Consider the following 16,017-nt stretch of genomic DNA (forward strand, 5'->3'; position numbering starts at 1 on the left):
ACAACCTACTGAGAGATCACAACTAGTGCGCGCGAGCCGTCGACGCGGCGCAGCCAGTGTCGGGCGGAGAGCTGATCGAGCAGGGCGGCGCCCAGGGCGCCGGCGAGGTGGTGGCGGCGTTCGGTCCAGTCCAGGCAGCGCCGGGCCTGGGCGCGGCGGCCTTGGGCAAGCTGTGGCAGATCCACGCCCATGCGCGCGAACCATGCCGCGCCTTCGGAAGAGACGGCGTAGCGTGTGGTGTCGTCGTCGCCGGTCAGCCAGGCGCGCTGTTCCAGTGCCTCGGTGATCGCCACGCCGAGACGCCCGGCGAGGTGGTCGTAGCAGCAGCGTGCCAGGCGCAGCGATTGGGCGTCGCGATGCGGGTTGCGGCGGCGTGATGTCTGTGGTGGCGCGAGAGTGGCCAGCGTCTCGAGCACGGTGGCGACGTGCGCGTTGGCCAGGCGGTAGTAGCGGTGGCGGCCCTGGACCTCGACCGCCAGCAGGCCGCCGTCCAGCAGCTTTGCCAGGTGCGCGCTGGCGGTCTGCGGGGTGACGCCGCCGGCGAAGGCCAGTTCGCCGGCCGGCAGTGCGCGTCCATCGACCAGCGCCATCAGCATGGCGGCGCGGGCCGGGTCGGCGATCAGGAACGCGGTCACTGCCAGCTTAGGGTGTTCCAGATGCATCGTCACGCTCCCGATGGACGTGGTGATCATAGGACTGGCCGCGCCGCGACGTTTCGATGCGCGCCGAAACGATGTGCCTGGCGGATTCCTAGACTGCGCGGATTCCCATCGGAGCCTGCCGATGCAGACGAACGAAACGTCGCCGAACCCCACCGAGCGCGATGCGCACCTCGTGTTCGAACATTGGCATCGGCATGTGGTCGCGCGCGATCTGCCGGAGTTGATGGAGTTGTATGCGCCGGATGCGCGGTTGGAATCGCCCTTGGCCTATGTGGCGTCGGCGACGCGCCAGGACGGGCGGTTGCAGGGCCGCGATGCCATCGCCGCGTTCTTCGCCGCGTCCTTCGCCCAGCCCGAGAACGGCCTGGGCCGCTGGTACCGCAGCGGCCGCCGGCATGTGTCGGGGCGGCAATTGGTCTGGGAGTATCCGCGCGAAACCCCGCAGGGCGACCAGGTCGATCTGGTGGAGGTGATGGATCTGGACGCTGCCGGATTGATCGCCTGCCACCGCGTGTACTGGGGCTGGAAAGGCGTGCAGACGTTGCTAGCGGCGTTGGGCAAGCAGTCCTGAGCTTGCAGGTAGTCCTATCGCGCGGCAGCGAGTGGTTGCGCGTGCGCCGGCGTCGCCTCGATCTGGCACGCAACGCGGTGCCGCGTCAGTGGAAATCCCGGCTGCGGATATCCAGGCCGAGCAGCATGGGCGTCAGGTCTTCCAGGTGGGCGGCGATCAGGTGGCGGACCTTGCCTTCGGTCTCGACGCGACCGCGTACCAGCAGCAGCCGGGATTCGAGCAGGGCCTGGCGCTGGCGTTCGGCCAGGCGTCGCCACACCACCACGTTGACCAGGCCGTGCTCGTCCTCGAGGGTGACGAAGGTGACGCCGCTGGCGGTCTGCGGGCGCTGGCGCATGGTCACCAGGCCGGCGATGGCGACGGCGCTGGCATGCGGCAGTGCGTGCAGTTCGCCGGAGTGGCGGTAGCGGCGCGCGCGCAGTTGCGCGCGCAGCAGGCTCAGCGGATGCTTGCCCAGGGTAGTGCCGAGCGTCGCGTAGTCGGCGCGGATGTCTTCGCCCTGGCTGGGCAGCGGCAGCGCGACCTGTTGCTCGGGCGTCGCTGCGAGCGCTTCGAACAGGGGGCGCTGCGCTTCGACGCCGGCCACGGCCCAGCGAGCACGATGGCGATGGCCGGCCAGCGCTTTCAACGCGCCGGCGTCGGCGAGCGCGGCGCGCGCCTTGTCGTCGAGCGCGGCGCGGTGGCACAGGTCGGCGAGGTCGTGGAACGGGGCCTGCGCGCGCGCCTGCTGCAGACGCAGTGCGGCGTCCTCGGCCAGGCCGCGGACCAGACGCAGGCCCAGGCGGATCGCCGGCTGCACCTGCGGGTCGGGACTATGCGCTTCCAGGCTGCAATCCCAATCGCTGTAGCGTACGTCCACCGGCCGCACCTGCAGGCCGTGGCGGCGTGCGTCCTGCAGCAACTGGTCGGGGCTGTAGAAGCCCATCGGCCAGCTGTTGATCAGCGCGCAGGTGAACGCGGCCGGTTCGTGGCACTTGAGCCAGCAACTGGCGTAGGTGAGCAGGGCGAAACTGGCGGCGTGGCTTTCGGGAAAGCCGTAGCTGCCGAAGCCCTTGATCTGCTCGAAGATGCGTCCGGCGAATTCGGCGGTGTAGTTCCTCTCCAGCATGCCCTGCAACAACTTGTCGCGATGCGGTTCCAGCCCGCCGTGGCGTTTCCAGGCCGCCATCGAACGGCGCAACTGATCGGCCTGGCCCGGCGTGTAGCCGGCGGCGACCACCGCGAGTTGCATCACCTGTTCCTGGAATAGCGGCACGCCAAGCGTGCGTTTGAAGACCTCGCGCAACTCGTCTGGCAGATCGTCGGTGGCCTCCTCGCCGCTGCGCCGGCGCAGATACGGATGCACCATGCCGCCCTGGATCGGGCCGGGGCGCACGATCGCCACCTGGATGACCAGGTCATAGAACTCTTTCGGCTGCAGCCGCGGCAGCATCGCCATCTGCGCGCGCGATTCGATCTGGAACACGCCGATGGTGTCGGCGCGTTGGATCATCGCGTAGGTCTGCGGGTCTTCGGCAGGGATGGTGGCGAGCGTGTAGTCGCAGCCGCGGTGTGCGCGCAGCAGGTCCAGGGTGCGCCGCAGCGCGCTGAGCATGCCCAGCGCGAGCACGTCGACCTTCATCAGCCCGACCAGTTCCAGGTCGTCCTTGTCCCACTGGATCACCGTGCGCTCGGCCATGGTCGCGTTCTCCACCGGCACCAGGGTGTGCAGCGCATGCTCGGAGATGACGAAGCCGCCGGGATGCTGCGAAAGGTGACGCGGGAAGCCGATCAGTTGGCCGGCGAGCACCAGCAGCCGGCGCATCACCGGCGTGTCCGGGTCGAAGCCGCGTTCGCGCAGCAGTTCCTGTGCCGACTCCACCGGATCGCGCTGGCCCAGCGCGGACGACAGCGCGTCGACGGTGTCGCTGGGCAGGCCCAGTGCGCGCGCCACGTCGCGCACCGCGCTGCGCGTGTGGTAGCTGATCGCCACCGCGGCCAGTGCGGCGCGCTCGCGGCCGTAGTGGCGGAAGATGTACTGGATCACTTCCTCGCGGCGCTCGTGCTCGAAATCGATGTCGATGTCCGGCCGCTCCTTGCGTTCCTCGGAGATGAAACGCTCGAACAACATGCCGATGCGGTCCGGATCGATCGCGGTGATGCCCAGCGCGTAGCACACCGCCGAGTTCGCCGCCGAGCCGCGGCCCTGGCACAGGATGTCCTTGGAGCGCGCGAAGCGCACCAGGTCGTAGACGGTGAGGAAGTAGGACTCGTACTTCAGCCGCTCGATCACGCCGAGTTCGTGTTCGATCAGGCGCCGCGCCTTGTCCGGCACGCCGTGCGGCCAGCGCTCGGCCGCGCCGCGTTCGGTGAGGATGCGCAGCCATTGCGTGGGCGTGTGCCCGGGGGGCACCAGTTCGTGCGGGTATTCGTACTGCAGTTGGCCGAGGTCGAACGTGCAGCGCTGGGCAATGCGCACGGTTTCGGCGAGCAGTTCCGGCGGATACAGCGTCGCCAGCGTGGCGCGCGGGCGCAGGTGGCGTTCGCCGTTGGGATACAGGTGGGCGCCGGCTTCGTGCAGCGGCAGGCGCTGGCGGATCGCGGTCAAGGTGTCCTGCAACGCGCGGCGGCCGCGCGCATGCATGTGCACGTCGCCACTGGCCACGGCCGGTAGCTGCAGCGCATGCGCCAACTGCAGGCGCGCCTGCAGCAGCGCGGCGTCGTCGGGACCGCGCAGCAGTTCCACCGCCAGCCAGAGCCGCTGCGGGAAGCGCGCCTGCAGCCAGACACCGTCCGCGGCGTCGTCGCCATCGCCGCGCGGCAGCCACAGGCACAGCAGGCCGGCGCCGTCGTCCGCGCTGGCCAGATCCTCGCGCAGCGCGCGGTAGCTGCCTTTGTCGGCGCGGCGCCGGGCCAGGGTGATCAGCCGGCACAGCCGCTGGTAGCCGTGCAGGGTCTCGGCCAGCAGCACCAGCTTGGGGCCGTGCTCGAATTGGATCTCGCTGCCGACGATGAGGTGCAGGCCCATGTCCCGGGCCGCCTGCCACGCGCGCACGATGCCGGCCAGGCTGCATTCGTCGGTGATCGCCAGGGCGCGGTAGCCATGGTGCAGCGCGCGTTCGCACAGTTCCCAGGGGTGCGAGGCGCCGCGCTGGAAGCTGAAGTTGGACAGGCAATGCAGTTCGGCGTAGTCGGGCAGGGTGGAGTCCGCTGGCGTGCGCGGCACGTTGGCGGCGGGTGCACTGGTTGGCGCAGGGGCAGGCGTCGGCAGCAGCCGCAGGCGCGGCGGCATGCGTGGATGCGGCGGGGTGTGGCTCATGCGAACCAGCCGTGCAGCATCAGTGCGTCCGGCGCGTCGGCCGGGGCGAAGGCCCAGGCGCGTTGGCCCTGGCGGGTGCGCACGACGTAGTAGTCGCGGCGCACGTCGCCGTCATCCCACCAGCCGCTCTCGATGCGTTCCGGCCCGGCCAGTCGCTCGGGCGCGCGTTCGCGCAGCGGCACTGGCCGCGCCAGCAGCCAGCCGGGGCGTGGCGGTGCGGCGGTGGCGGGTGTGGCCGTGCTGCGCGCCGTGCTGGATTCGGCGCGCCAGGCCAGTTCCGGGCGATGGTCGGCATGCGCGCGCAGGCCGTGCACGGCGTCGTCGCCCAGGCGCGCACGCAGGCGTTCGCGCAGTTGCTCCCACGGCAGCGCCTGTTGCGCGCGCTCGTCGAACAGTTCGCGCGCGGCCGGCACGAACGGCGGCAGTTCGTCGGCACACAGGCGGAGTGCCTGCACCGATGCCGGCACGCTGGCCTGCTGCAGGCGCCCGCGCGCCAGTTCGAACAGCATCGCCGCATCGCGCTCGGCGGCGAGCAGGCCCACCGGCACCACGCTGGGCTCCAGGTCCTCGTGTTCCAGCAGCAGGCGGAAGCGCTGCACGCCGCCGTCGCGCCCGGCCAGGAACGCGGCCAGGTCCTGGGTCAGGCGACGCAGCGGGAACAGCAGCGCCTGGTTGGATTCGGTGGCATAGCCCAGTTCCACGCGCGCATCGAAGCGGTCCGGCGGCAGGTAGTACTGCAGCGGCAGCGGCGCCTGCCCGCGCAACGCGTCCAGGTGCTGCAGCAGGGCCGGCGGATAGCGCCGCGCCAGCGCGGTGCGCGGCAGTGCGAACAGCTGCTGCAGGCGGCGCAGGCCCATCCGCGCGAAGCCCTCGGCCAGGGCCGGCGACAACCCGGCGCGGGCGATCGGCAACTGCCCCAGCGCGCGCTGCAGCGCGGCGTTGTCGAGCAGGGCGATGCCGTCGTGGGCATTGACCAGCGCGCGCGCGGCCAGCGGGTGCGGCGCGACCACGATGCGGTGGCGGAAGCCCAGCGCAGTCAGTTCCTCGCGCAGCCGTGCCTCGAAGCGCGGCCAGGGCCCGAACAGGCCGAGGCTGGCCTCGATCTCCAGTAGCAGCGCGCCGGGGTAGTCGGTGCTGACCAGCGAACTGAAGCGGTACGCCCACGCCGCAAGGAACTGCTGGCTGCGGCGGCTTTCTTCGGCATCGTGCAGGGCGGTGGCGAAGCGATCGCACAGGGCCTGCGCGGTGACCAGCGATTGTCCGGGGCGCAGGCCGCGGGCGCGCGCGGCGGCGTTGACCGCCTTCAGCGTGCGCCGCTGCGGCGGACCGTCGAGCAGCGCCAGCGGTTCGTCCGGTGATGGCCAGCGGCGCAGGACGGTGTCCAGCGCCAGTTGCGGCAACAGGATGCAGGCCCAGCGCACGGCAGCGGCCTCACCCGGTCGCCAGGGCGGACAGCGCGATCGGCTGCGCCGGCGGCAGCCCGCCGCGGCACTTGAGCACGCGCAGTTGCGCCGGCGCGGCGTCGATGGCGATGCGCAGCGCGGCCGGCGACGGATTGGCGGCGGCCTTCAGCGGCCGGTAGGCGAAGCCCAGGGTGCGCCCGGTCTCGGCGGCCACCTGCAGCCGGCGCAGGGTCTTGTCGCCGGCCAGCCCCGGCCAGCACAGCACCGCCGCGCAACTGCCGGCGCGCAGGCACTGTTCGGCGGCCCAGGCCGCGTCGGCGCCGGCACGGACGATCTGCACCTGCGCCAGCGCCACGCCGGCCTGGGCCCAGGCAGCGGGGTAGGGCAGGTACGGCGGATCGACCAGCACGATGCGGCCGCCGCCCTGCGACAGCCGCGCCAGCGTCGGCCACAGCAGCTGCAGTTCGCCGATGCCGTCGGCGGCGTGCAGCAGTTCGGTCAGCGCCATCTCCGGCCAGCCGCGCGCGGGCAGCACCGCGTCCAGCGCGGCGTGCCCGGTGGGCTGCGCGCTGGGCGGCAGCGCCGTCGGCTGGCCGCGCCAGACCCGGCGTTCGGCCAGCAGGCGGTCGAGGGGGACGACGGCGGCCATCAGCCGGGCCGGATCAGGCCGCAGTAATGCCCTTCGATGGCGAAGTCCTGCCCGGGAGCGACCACGATCGGCGCATAGGCGGGATTGCGCGGCAGCAGCGCGATGCCGTTGCCATCGGCGCGGTAGCGCTTGATGGTGAGCTCGCCGTCCAGCCTTGCCACCACGATCTGGCCGTTGTGCGCATCGGCGGCGCGGCGCACCCCGACCAGGTCGCCGTCGAGGATGCCGTCGTCGATCATCGAATCGCCCTGCACCCGCAGCAGGTAGTCCGGGCGCAGCGCGAACACCGCGCGGTCCAGGCGCAACTGCTGGTCCAGGCCGATGTCGGCACCGATCGGCGCGCCGGCGGCGACCCGACCCAGCACCGGCAGTTGCAGCAGTTCGCTGCGCGCGCCGGCCTGCGCCGGGCGCAGGCTGCGCGCCTGCTGCGGCACCTGCTCCAGCAGTCCGGCCTCGACCAGCGCCTGCACATGCTTGCGCGCGGCATTGCGCGAGGCGAAGCCGAAGCGTTCGGCGATCTCGGCCAGGCTCGGCGGCCGCCCGTCCTGCTCGGCGCAGGCGTGGACGTAGGCGAGGATGGCGGCGCGCTGCGGGGACAGAGTGGTCATGGTGTACATTTGTACACCGAGGGCGCGGCCTTGGCGAGATGGGGCGCTGAACGCGTTCGGCGTCTCTCGGCGGTGTCAGCCGCGCCCAGCGCCATCCTCCGGCATCGCCCCGGTGTAGCGCGCCCGTGGCCGGATCAGCTTGCCCAGGGCCTGCTGCTCCAGGGCGTGGGCCAGCCAGCCGGCCTGGCGGGCGGCGGCGAACAGCACCAGGGCGTGCGCCGCCGGCAGGTCGTGGACGAAGCAGAGCGCGGCGAGCAGGCAGTCGATGTTCGGGCGCTGGCCGCTGCAGTCCTGGGCGGCGGCGATTACCGAATCCACGTGCTGCATGCGTGCGCTGCCGCCGCTGCGTTCGCGCAGCAGGCGCAGCACTTCGGCTGCGCGCGGGTCGCCGTCGGGGTACAGGGCGTGGTGGAAGCCGGGCAGGTCGTCGCCGCGCTGCCAGCGTTCGGCGATCAGGGCGGCGGCGCTGGGCGCGTCCTGGGCGTCGCGCAGCAGGGCGTGGGCGCGGGCGGTGGCGCCGCCGTGGCGCGGGCCGGACAGCGCGGCCAGGCCGGCGCTGACGGTGGCATGCAGCGGCGCGCCGGTGGAGGCGACCACGCGGGCGGCGAAGGCGGAGACGTTGAGTTCGTGGTCGGCGCACAGCAGCAGCGCGGCGCGCACCAGTTCGGCGAAGTCGGCATCGCCGGGACGCCAGTGGTCGGCGATCAGGCGATGCAGCGGGCGCGCGTCCGGCGCGGTGCCGACCAGCAGCGCGGCGTTCTGCCGCAGCAGGGTGGCGGCGATCTCGCGGCGCACGCCGGGGGCGGCGTTGAGCGACTGGCGCAGGTCCAGGGCCAGCAGCGGGATGCAGGCCATGGCGCGTTCCAGCGGCGGCAGCGCGGCATGGCCGGCCAGCGGCGCCACTACCTCCGGCCAGGGCGCGACCGGGGCGCTGGCGAACGGGTCTTCGCCCTCCGGGCAGTCCCACAGCAGCCGCGCGACGTCCTCCAGGCTGGCGCCGGCGCGCACCATGGCCACCGCCGAACGCCCGCGATAGTAGGGGCCGTCGGGGCGGATCAGCGAGATCCGCGTCTCCAGCACCGGCAGGCCGCGGTCCAGGCTCTGCGCGGCACCGCGCGCGGCGCCGCGGCCGGCGCGCTTGCGCTGCGCCAGCCGCTCCACTTCGGCGCGCAGGTAGGCGCGGCTGCGGTGGTCGGGACCGGCGCGCGAGCTGAGCAGGCCGCGGCTGACGTAGGCGTACAGGGTGGCGCTGCTGATGCCGAGCAGGGCGCAGGCCTGCGCGGCGGAGATCAGGTTGCGGTCGGGGCTGTCGGACATGAAGGGACGATAGGTTGATTCATTGAATCAAGATTGATCCATGCCGGCGAGAGTGCCAGATTGGCGCCCATCGCGGAACGCCCGGCGGGGCGCCACCGCCTCTTCGTCAGGAGCCGTCCATGTCCCTCGTTTCCCCCGGCGCCGGTTTCCGCGCCGCCCTGGCCGCCGAAGCGCCGCTGCAGGTGATCGGCGCGATCAACGCCAATCATGCGCTGCTGGCGCAGCGCGCCGGCTACAAGGCCATCTACCTGTCCGGCGGCGGCGTTGCCGCCGGCTCGCTGGGCCTGCCGGACCTGGGCATCAACACACTTGAAGACGTGCTGATCGACGTGCGTCGCATCACCGACGTGTGCCCGCTGCCGCTGCTGGTGGACATCGACACCGGCTTCGGGCCGAGCGCGTTCAACATCGAGCGCACCATCAAGGCGTTGATCAAGGCCGGCGCGGCGGCCTGCCACATCGAGGACCAGGTCGGCGCCAAGCGCTGCGGCCACCGTCCCGGCAAGGAGATCGTCAGCCAGGGCGAGATGGTGGACCGGGTCAAGGCCGCGGCCGATGCCAAGACCGATCCGGACTTCTTCCTGATCGCGCGCACCGACGCGATCCAGACCGAGGGCGTGGACGCGGCGATCGAACGCGCCATCGCCTGCGTGGAGGCCGGCGCCGACGGCATCTTCGCCGAGGCCGCGTACGACCTGGACACCTACCGCCGTTTCGTCGACGCGGTGAAGGTGCCGGTGCTGGCCAACATCACCGAGTTCGGCAAGACCCCGCTGTTCACCCGCGACGAACTGGCGTCGGCCGGCGTGGCGATCCAGTTGTTCCCGCTGTCGGCGTTCCGCGCCGCCAACAAGGCCGCCGAGGACGTGTACACCGCGATCCGCCGCGACGGCCATCAGCAGGGAGTGCTGGAGCGCATGCAGACCCGCGAGGAGCTGTACGAGCGCATCGGCTACCACGCCTTCGAGCAGCGCCTGGATGCGCTGTTCGCCGGCAAGGGCGCATGATCGGCGGCGATTTTCCTGCCCGGGCCTGCCCATGAATACCCACGCCAGCGCTGCCTCGTTCCTGCGCAGCCGCATCGACCGCCGCCAGACCGCGCGGCAGCTGCTGCAGACCGAACTGGACAAGCTGTCCGAGGCCGAGCGCGAGGTGGTGGAGCGCTTCATCGCCAAGCGCCACGTGGCCCGCGACATCGTCACGCAGGCCGACCGCGACCGCTCGCTGGGCGAGCGCGTCGCCGACCGCGTCGCCGCGATCGGCGGCAGCTGGACGTTCATCATCGGCTTCTGCGTGGTGCTGCTGGGCTGGATCGTGCTCAACAGCCTGGTGCTGGCGCACGCCTTCGATCCGTATCCCTACATCCTGCTCAACCTGTGCCTGTCGTGCCTGGCCGCGATCCAGGCGCCGGTGATCATGATGAGCCAGAACCGCCAGGCGGCGGTGGACCGCCTGCATGCGCAGAACGACTACGAAGTGAACATCAAGGCCGAGCTGGAGATCCTGCAGGTGCACGAGAAGCTCAACCAGCTGCGCGAGCAGGACTGGGCGACGCTGGTGGATCAGCAGAACCGCCAGATCGCCATGCTGCAGCAACTGCTCGAGCGCGCCGGGGCCTGGCCACCGGCGCCGCACGCCCCCTGATCCACTGCGTCCATCCGACCGCAACACCGGGAGATTCGCCATGAACGACACCGCTCCGCAGACCGCCCCTACCTTCAAGCCGAAGAAATCGGTGGCCCTGTCCGGCACCGCCGCCGGCAACACCGCGCTGTGCACGGTGGGCCGCAGCGGCAACGACCTGCACTACCGCGGCTACGACATCCTGGACCTGGCGCGCACCAGCCAGTTCGAGGAGATCGCCTACCTGCTGGTGCACGGCAAGCTGCCCAGCAACAGCGAGCTGCGCGGCTACAAGGCCAAGCTGCGCTCGCTGCGCGGCATCCCGGCCGCGGTCAAGGCCGCGCTGGAGCAGTTGCCGCCGTCGGCGCATCCGATGGACGTGATGCGCACCGGCGTGTCGGTGCTGGGCTGCGTGCAGCCGGAGAAGGACGACCACAACCATCCCGGCGCGCGCGACATCGCCGACAAGCTGATGGCCAGCCTCGGCTCGATGCTGCTGTACTGGTACCACTACAGCCACAACGGCCGGCGCATCGAGGTGGAGACCGACGACGATTCGATCGGCGGGCATTTCCTGCGCCTGCTGCACGGCTTCAAGCCACACGAGGAATGGGTGCAGGCGATGCACACCAGCCTGATCCTGTACGCCGAACACGAGTTCAACGCGTCCACCTTCGCCTGCCGGGTCATCGCCGGCACCGGCAGCGACATGTACAGCGCCATCGCCGGCGGCATCGGCGCGCTGCGCGGGCCCAAGCACGGCGGCGCCAACGAGGTCGCCTTCGAGGTGCAGAAGCGCTACGACACGCCGGACGAGGCCGAGGCCGACATCCGCGCGCGGGTCGAGCGCAAGGAAGTCATCATCGGCTTCGGCCACCCGGTGTACACGGTGTCCGATCCGCGCAACCAGGTCATCAAGGACGTGGCGCGCGAACTGTCCGAGGCGCAGGGCAGCCGCAAGATGTACGACATCGCCGAGCGCCTGGAGACGGTGATGTGGGACATCAAGAAGATGTTCCCGAACCTGGACTGGTTCAGCGCGGTCAGCTACCACATGATGGGCGTGCCGACGGCGATGTTCACCCCGCTGTTCGTGATCGCCCGCACCGCCGGCTGGAGCGCGCACATCATCGAGCAGCGCATCGACGGCAAGATCATCCGCCCCAGCGCGCACTACGTGGGGCCGGAGGATCAGGCGTTCGTGCCGATCGATCAGCGCAAGTGATGCGCCTGTACGCCTCGACCCCGCGTGACACTCCCCTCTCCCATCGGGAGAGGGGTTGGGGGTGAGGGTACGGGCGCAGCCTCGTGGTGTTGGGTTGCATTGAGCTTCGCCCGTACCCTCATCCGCCCGCATGAGGAATCGGGTTGCACCAGGCTTCGCCCCGTACCCTCATCCGCCCCTTCGGGGCATCTTCCCCCAAGAAGGGGGCCAAGGTCCCGAAGGGAGAAGGGGTCCTGTCTTCGTTTTTTCTACTGTAGCCAGCCATGAACAGCCACTACCGTAAATCCATTCCCGGCACCGCGTTGGACTACTTCGATGCGCAGGCCGCAGTCGATGCGATCAGCCCGGGCGCCTATGCCGGCCTGCCCTATGTGTCGCGGGTGTTCGCCGAGAACCTGGTGCGCCGCTGCGATCCGGACCTGCTGCAGGATGCCTTGCTGCAGTTGATCGAGCGCCGCCGCGACCTGGATTTTCCGTGGTTTCCGGCGCGGGTGGTATGCCACGACATCCTCGGCCAGACCGCGCTGGTCGACCTGGCCGGGCTGCGCGATGCCATCGCCGAGCAGGGCGGCGACCCGGCCAAGGTCAATCCGGTGGTGCCGGTGCAGTTGATCGTCGATCACTCGCTGGCGGTGGAGTGCGGCGGCGACGATCCGCAGGCCTTCGCCAAGAACCGCGCGATCGAGGATCGCCGCAACGAGGACCGCTTCCACTTCATCGACTGGAGCAAGCGCGCGTTCCGCAACGTGGACGTGATCCCGCCGGGCAACGGCATCATGCATCAGATCAATCTGGAGAAGATGTCGCCGGTGATCTACGTGCACGACGGCGTCGCCTTCCCCGATACCTGCGTGGGCACCGACAGCCACACCCCGCACGTGGATGCGCTGGGCGTGATCGCGATCGGCGTCGGCGGGCTGGAAGCGGAGAGCGTGATGCTCGGCCGCGCCTCGTGGATGCGCCTGCCGGACATCGTCGGCGTGGAGCTGAGCGGCCGGCCGCAGCCCGGCATCACCGCCACCGACGTGGTGCTGGCGTTGACCGAGTTCCTGCGCCAGGAGCGTGTCGTCGGCGCCTATCTGGAATTCTTCGGCGAAGGCGCCGCCGCGCTGACCATCGGCGACCGCGCCACCATCTCCAACATGTGCCCGGAATACGGCGCCACCGCGGCGATGTTCTACATCGACCAGCAGACGCTCGACTACCTGCGCCTGACCGGGCGCGAGGAAGCGCAGGTGGCGCTGGTGGAACAGTACGCGCGCACCACCGGACTGTGGGCCGATGCGCTGGCCACCGCGCAGTACGAGCGCGTGCTGCGCTTCGACCTGTCGCAGGTCGTGCGCAACATGGCCGGCCCCAGCAACCCGCACAAGCGCGTGGCGACCACCGAACTGGCCGCGCGCGGCATCGCCGACGCCACCAAGCTGGCCGCCGGCCAGGCCGAGCAGGCGCAGGGGCGCATGCCCGACGGCGCGGTGATCATCGCCGCCATCACCAGTTGCACCAACACCTCCAACCCGCGCAACGTCATCGCCGCCGGCCTGCTGGCGCGCAATGCGCGCGTGCGCGGCCTGGCCCGCAAGCCGTGGGTGAAGACCTCGCTGGCGCCGGGTTCCAAGGCGGTGCAGCTGTACCTGGAAGAGGCCGGCCTGCTGCCGGACCTGGAGGCGCTGGGCTTCGGCATCGTCGCCTTCGCCTGCACCACCTGCAACGGCATGAGCGGCGCGCTGGATCCGCGCATCCAGCAGGAGATCGTGGAGCGCGACCTGTACGCCACCGCGGTGCTGTCGGGCAACCGCAACTTCGACGGGCGCATCCATCCCTACGCCAAGCAGGCGTTCCTGGCCTCGCCGCCGCTGGTGATCGCCTACGCCATCGCCGGCACGGTGCGCTTCGACATCGAGAAGGACGTGCTGGGCACCGACGCCGACGGCCGCGCGGTGCGGCTGAAGGACATCTGGCCCAGCGACGCCGAGATCGATGCGGCGGTGCGGGCGGCGGTGAAGCCGGAGCAGTTCCGCCGCGTCTATGCGTCGATGTTCAACGTGCGCGTGGAGCAGGGCGCGCCGGTGGCGCCGCTGTACGCCTGGCGCCCGCGCAGCACCTACATCCGACGCCCGCCGTACTGGGAAGGCGCGCTGGCCGGCGAACGCACGCTGCGCGGCATGCGCGCGCTGGCGGTGCTCGGCGACAACATCACCACCGACCACCTGTCGCCGTCCAACGCGATCCTGGCCGACAGCGCCGCCGGCGAATACCTGGCGCACATGGGCGTGCCGGAGGAGGACTTCAATTCCTACGCCACCCATCGCGGCGACCACCTCACCGCGCAGCGCGCCACCTTCGCCAACCCGAAGCTGATCAACGAAATGGCGGTGGTCGATGGCAAGGTGCAGCAGGGCTCGCTGACCCGGCTGGAGCCGGACGGGCAGGTGCTGCGCATGTGGGAGGCGATCGAGACCTACATGGCGCGCAAGCAGCCGCTGATCGTGATCGCCGGCGCCGACTACGGCCAGGGCTCCTCGCGCGACTGGGCGGCCAAGGGCGTGCGCCTGGCCGGGGTCGAGGCGATCGTCGCCGAGGGCTTCGAGCGCATCCACCGCACCAACCTGATCGGCATGGGCGTGCTGCCGCTGCAGTTCCTGCCGGGCACCACACGCACGACCCTGGGCATCGACGGCAGCGAGACCTTCGACGTGGTCGGCGCGCGCACCCCGGGCGCCACGCTGACGCTGCGTATCGTGCGCAAGGACGGCGCCGTGGTGGAGGTGCCGGTGCTGTGCCGCCTGGACAGCAACGAGGAAGTGTCCATCTACGAGGCTGGCGGCGTGCTGCAGCGCTTCGCCCAGGATTTCCTCGAGGACGCCCGCAGCGCCTGAGCCGGCTGCCGCTGTCATCGGGCGCGTGCCATGCTGGCCGCGCCCGCCACCGCCGAGGAGACCGCCATGACCACGTCCGCCGCCACCACCGGGACCGTCCACCTGCATCGCGTGCTGCGCGCGCCGGCCGAGCGCGTCTACCGCGCCTTCCTGGAGCCGGCGGCGCTGGTCAAATGGCTGCCGCCGCATGGCTTCGTCGCCACCGTGCATGCGCTGGACGCGCGGGTGGGCGGCAGCTACCGGATGAGCTTCACCAACCTCGGCACCGGCACCAGCAGCGCTTTCGGCGGCACCTACCTGGAACTGGTGCCCGGCCAGCTGATCCGTCACACCGACCGCTTCGACAACCCGGACCTGCCCGGCGAGATGATCGTGACCGTGCGGCTGCGACCGGTGGCCTGCGGTACCGCGCTGGAGATCGTGCAGGAGGGCATCCCGCCGCAGATCCCGGTGGAGTTCTGCCACCTCGGCTGGCAGGAGTCGCTGACCCTGCTGACGCAACTGGTCGAGCCCGAGATTCCCGATTCGCCCTGATCCGCCGTCTCTTCTTTTCGTACGCACTCCGGAACCGCCATGGCCCACGCTCCGCAACTCCGCATCCCCGCCACTTACATGCGCGGCGGCACCTCCAAGGGCGTGTTCTTCCGCCTGCAGGATCTGCCCGCGGCGGCGCAGACGCCGGGCCCGGCGCGCGATGCGCTGCTGCAACGGGTGATCGGCAGCCCCGATCCCTATGCCAAGCAGATCGACGGCATGGGCGGGGCCACCTCCAGCACCAGCAAGACCGTGATCGTGGCGCCGAGCACGCGCCCGGACCACGACGTGGATTATCTGTTCGGCCAGGTGGCGATCGAGCGCGCCTTCGTGGACTGGAGCGGCAACTGCGGCAATCTGTCGGCGGCGGTGGGGCCGTTCGCGATCGCCGCTGGGCTGGTGGATCCGGCGCGGATTCCGCGCGATGGCGTGGCCACGGTGCGGATCTGGCAGGCCAACATCGGCAAGACCATCGTCGCGCAGGTGCCGATGACCGATGGCGCGGTGCAGGAAACCGGCGATTTCGAGCTGGACGGGGTGACCTTCCCGGCGGCGGAGATCGCGCTGGAATTCCTCGACCCGGCCGCCGACGAGGACGGCGCCGGCGGCGCCATGTTCCCCACCGGCAACCTGGTCGACACGCTGGAAGTACCCGGCGTCGGCAGCTTCCAGGCGACCCTGATCAACGCGGGTATCCCCACGATCTTTCTCGAGGCGCAGGCGCTGGGTTACCAGGGCACCGAACTGCAGGACGCTATCAACGGCGATGCGCAGGCGCTGCAGCGCTTCGAGACCATCCGCGCGCACGGTGCGCTGCGCATGGGCCTGATCGCCACGCTGGAAGACGCGGCGACGCGCCAGCACACGCCCAAGGTCGCCTTCGTCGCGCCGCCGGCGGACTACACCGCCTCCAGCGGCAAGCCGGTGGCGGCCGCCGACATCGACCTGCTGGTGCGGGCGATGTCGATGGGCAAGCTGCACCACGCGATGATGGGCACCGCGGCGGTGGCGATCGGCACCGCCGCGGCGATCCCCGGCACCCTGGTCAACCGCGCCGCCGGCGGCGGCGAACGCACCGCGGTGCGCTTCGGTCACCCCTCGGGCACCTTGCGGGTCGGCGCCGAGGCGCGCCAGGTGGACGGCCAGTGGGCCGTCACCAAGGCCCTGATGAGCCGCAGCGCGCGCGTGCTGATGGAAGGCTGGGTGCGGGTGCCGGAGACGCCGGCCGGTTGAGCCGGCAGGCCGTGC

At 71.0% G+C, this 16,017-nt stretch carries 13 protein-coding genes; 7 read left to right on the forward strand and 6 right to left on the reverse strand.

What is annotated here, in order from left to right:
- Positions 1–5 precede the first annotated feature (5 nt).
- On the reverse strand, positions 6–662 hold the full coding sequence (locus CEK68_RS10995; RefSeq protein ID WP_152239380.1) for a helix-turn-helix transcriptional regulator: 657 nt from the start codon (positions 660–662) through the stop codon (positions 6–8).
- Between the two features lie 13 nt (positions 663–675).
- On the opposite strand from CEK68_RS10995, the gene CEK68_RS11000 reads away from it, so the two are divergent.
- Positions 676–1,233, forward strand: coding sequence for a nuclear transport factor 2 family protein (locus tag CEK68_RS11000; protein ID WP_226977849.1), 558 nt, complete (start codon positions 676–678; stop codon positions 1,231–1,233).
- An 85-nt stretch (positions 1,234–1,318) separates the two neighbouring features.
- Here CEK68_RS11000 and CEK68_RS11005 read toward each other — a convergent pair whose 3' ends face one another.
- From CEK68_RS11005 to CEK68_RS11025, 5 genes are all read right to left on the reverse strand, one after another.
- On the reverse strand, positions 1,319–4,531 hold the full coding sequence (locus CEK68_RS11005; RefSeq protein ID WP_152239382.1) for an error-prone DNA polymerase: 3,213 nt from the start codon (positions 4,529–4,531) through the stop codon (positions 1,319–1,321).
- A complete protein-coding gene (locus CEK68_RS11010) occupies positions 4,528–5,952 on the reverse strand; it encodes a DNA polymerase Y family protein (protein ID WP_152239383.1) in 1,425 nt (474 codons plus the stop codon). Before CEK68_RS11010 ends, CEK68_RS11005 begins: the two co-directional genes overlap by 4 nt.
- 10 nt (positions 5,953–5,962) lie before the next feature.
- The gene (gene imuA / locus CEK68_RS11015; protein ID WP_152239384.1) at positions 5,963–6,583 is read right to left on the reverse strand and encodes a translesion DNA synthesis-associated protein ImuA; all 621 of its coding nucleotides are present in this window, start codon (positions 6,581–6,583) and stop codon (positions 5,963–5,965) included.
- Entirely contained in the window at positions 6,583–7,191 is a 609-nt protein-coding gene (gene lexA / locus CEK68_RS11020) for a transcriptional repressor LexA (protein WP_152239385.1), read from the reverse strand. The genes imuA and lexA overlap by 1 nt, the downstream gene beginning before the upstream one ends.
- A gap of 75 nt (positions 7,192–7,266) precedes the next feature.
- On the reverse strand, positions 7,267–8,508 hold the full coding sequence (locus CEK68_RS11025; protein ID WP_152239386.1) for a citrate synthase family protein: 1,242 nt from the start codon (positions 8,506–8,508) through the stop codon (positions 7,267–7,269).
- Positions 8,509–8,627: 119 nt separating this feature from the next.
- On the opposite strand from CEK68_RS11025, the gene prpB reads away from it, so the two are divergent.
- The 6 genes from prpB to prpF all read left to right on the forward strand — a co-directional run bounded on the left by prpB (position 8,628) and on the right by prpF (position 16,002).
- Positions 8,628–9,515, forward strand: coding sequence for a methylisocitrate lyase (gene prpB, locus CEK68_RS11030; RefSeq protein WP_010342451.1), 888 nt, complete (start codon positions 8,628–8,630; stop codon positions 9,513–9,515).
- A 31-nt stretch (positions 9,516–9,546) separates the two neighbouring features.
- The gene (locus CEK68_RS11035) at positions 9,547–10,152 is read left to right on the forward strand and encodes a DUF1003 domain-containing protein (RefSeq protein ID WP_152239387.1); all 606 of its coding nucleotides are present in this window, start codon (positions 9,547–9,549) and stop codon (positions 10,150–10,152) included.
- 40 nt (positions 10,153–10,192) lie between these two features.
- Positions 10,193–11,356: a 2-methylcitrate synthase gene (gene prpC / locus CEK68_RS11040; protein ID WP_150410527.1), complete on the forward strand. Its 1,164-nt coding sequence runs from the start codon at positions 10,193–10,195 to the stop codon at positions 11,354–11,356.
- 263 nt (positions 11,357–11,619) lie between these two features.
- On the forward strand, positions 11,620–14,235 hold the full coding sequence (gene acnD, locus CEK68_RS11045) for a Fe/S-dependent 2-methylisocitrate dehydratase AcnD (protein ID WP_152239388.1): 2,616 nt from the start codon (positions 11,620–11,622) through the stop codon (positions 14,233–14,235).
- 30 nt (positions 14,236–14,265) lie between these two features.
- A complete protein-coding gene (locus CEK68_RS11050; protein WP_017910829.1) occupies positions 14,266–14,769 on the forward strand; it encodes an SRPBCC family protein in 504 nt (167 codons plus the stop codon).
- A 39-nt stretch (positions 14,770–14,808) separates the two neighbouring features.
- Entirely contained in the window at positions 14,809–16,002 is a 1,194-nt protein-coding gene (gene prpF / locus CEK68_RS11055) for a 2-methylaconitate cis-trans isomerase PrpF (protein WP_152239389.1), read from the forward strand.
- The last annotated feature ends 15 nt before the right edge of the window (positions 16,003–16,017 follow it).

Source organism: Xanthomonas sp. LMG 12461 (assembly GCF_009192935.1).
In the GTDB taxonomy this organism is placed as follows: Bacteria; Pseudomonadota; Gammaproteobacteria; order Xanthomonadales; family Xanthomonadaceae; genus Xanthomonas_A; species Xanthomonas_A sontii.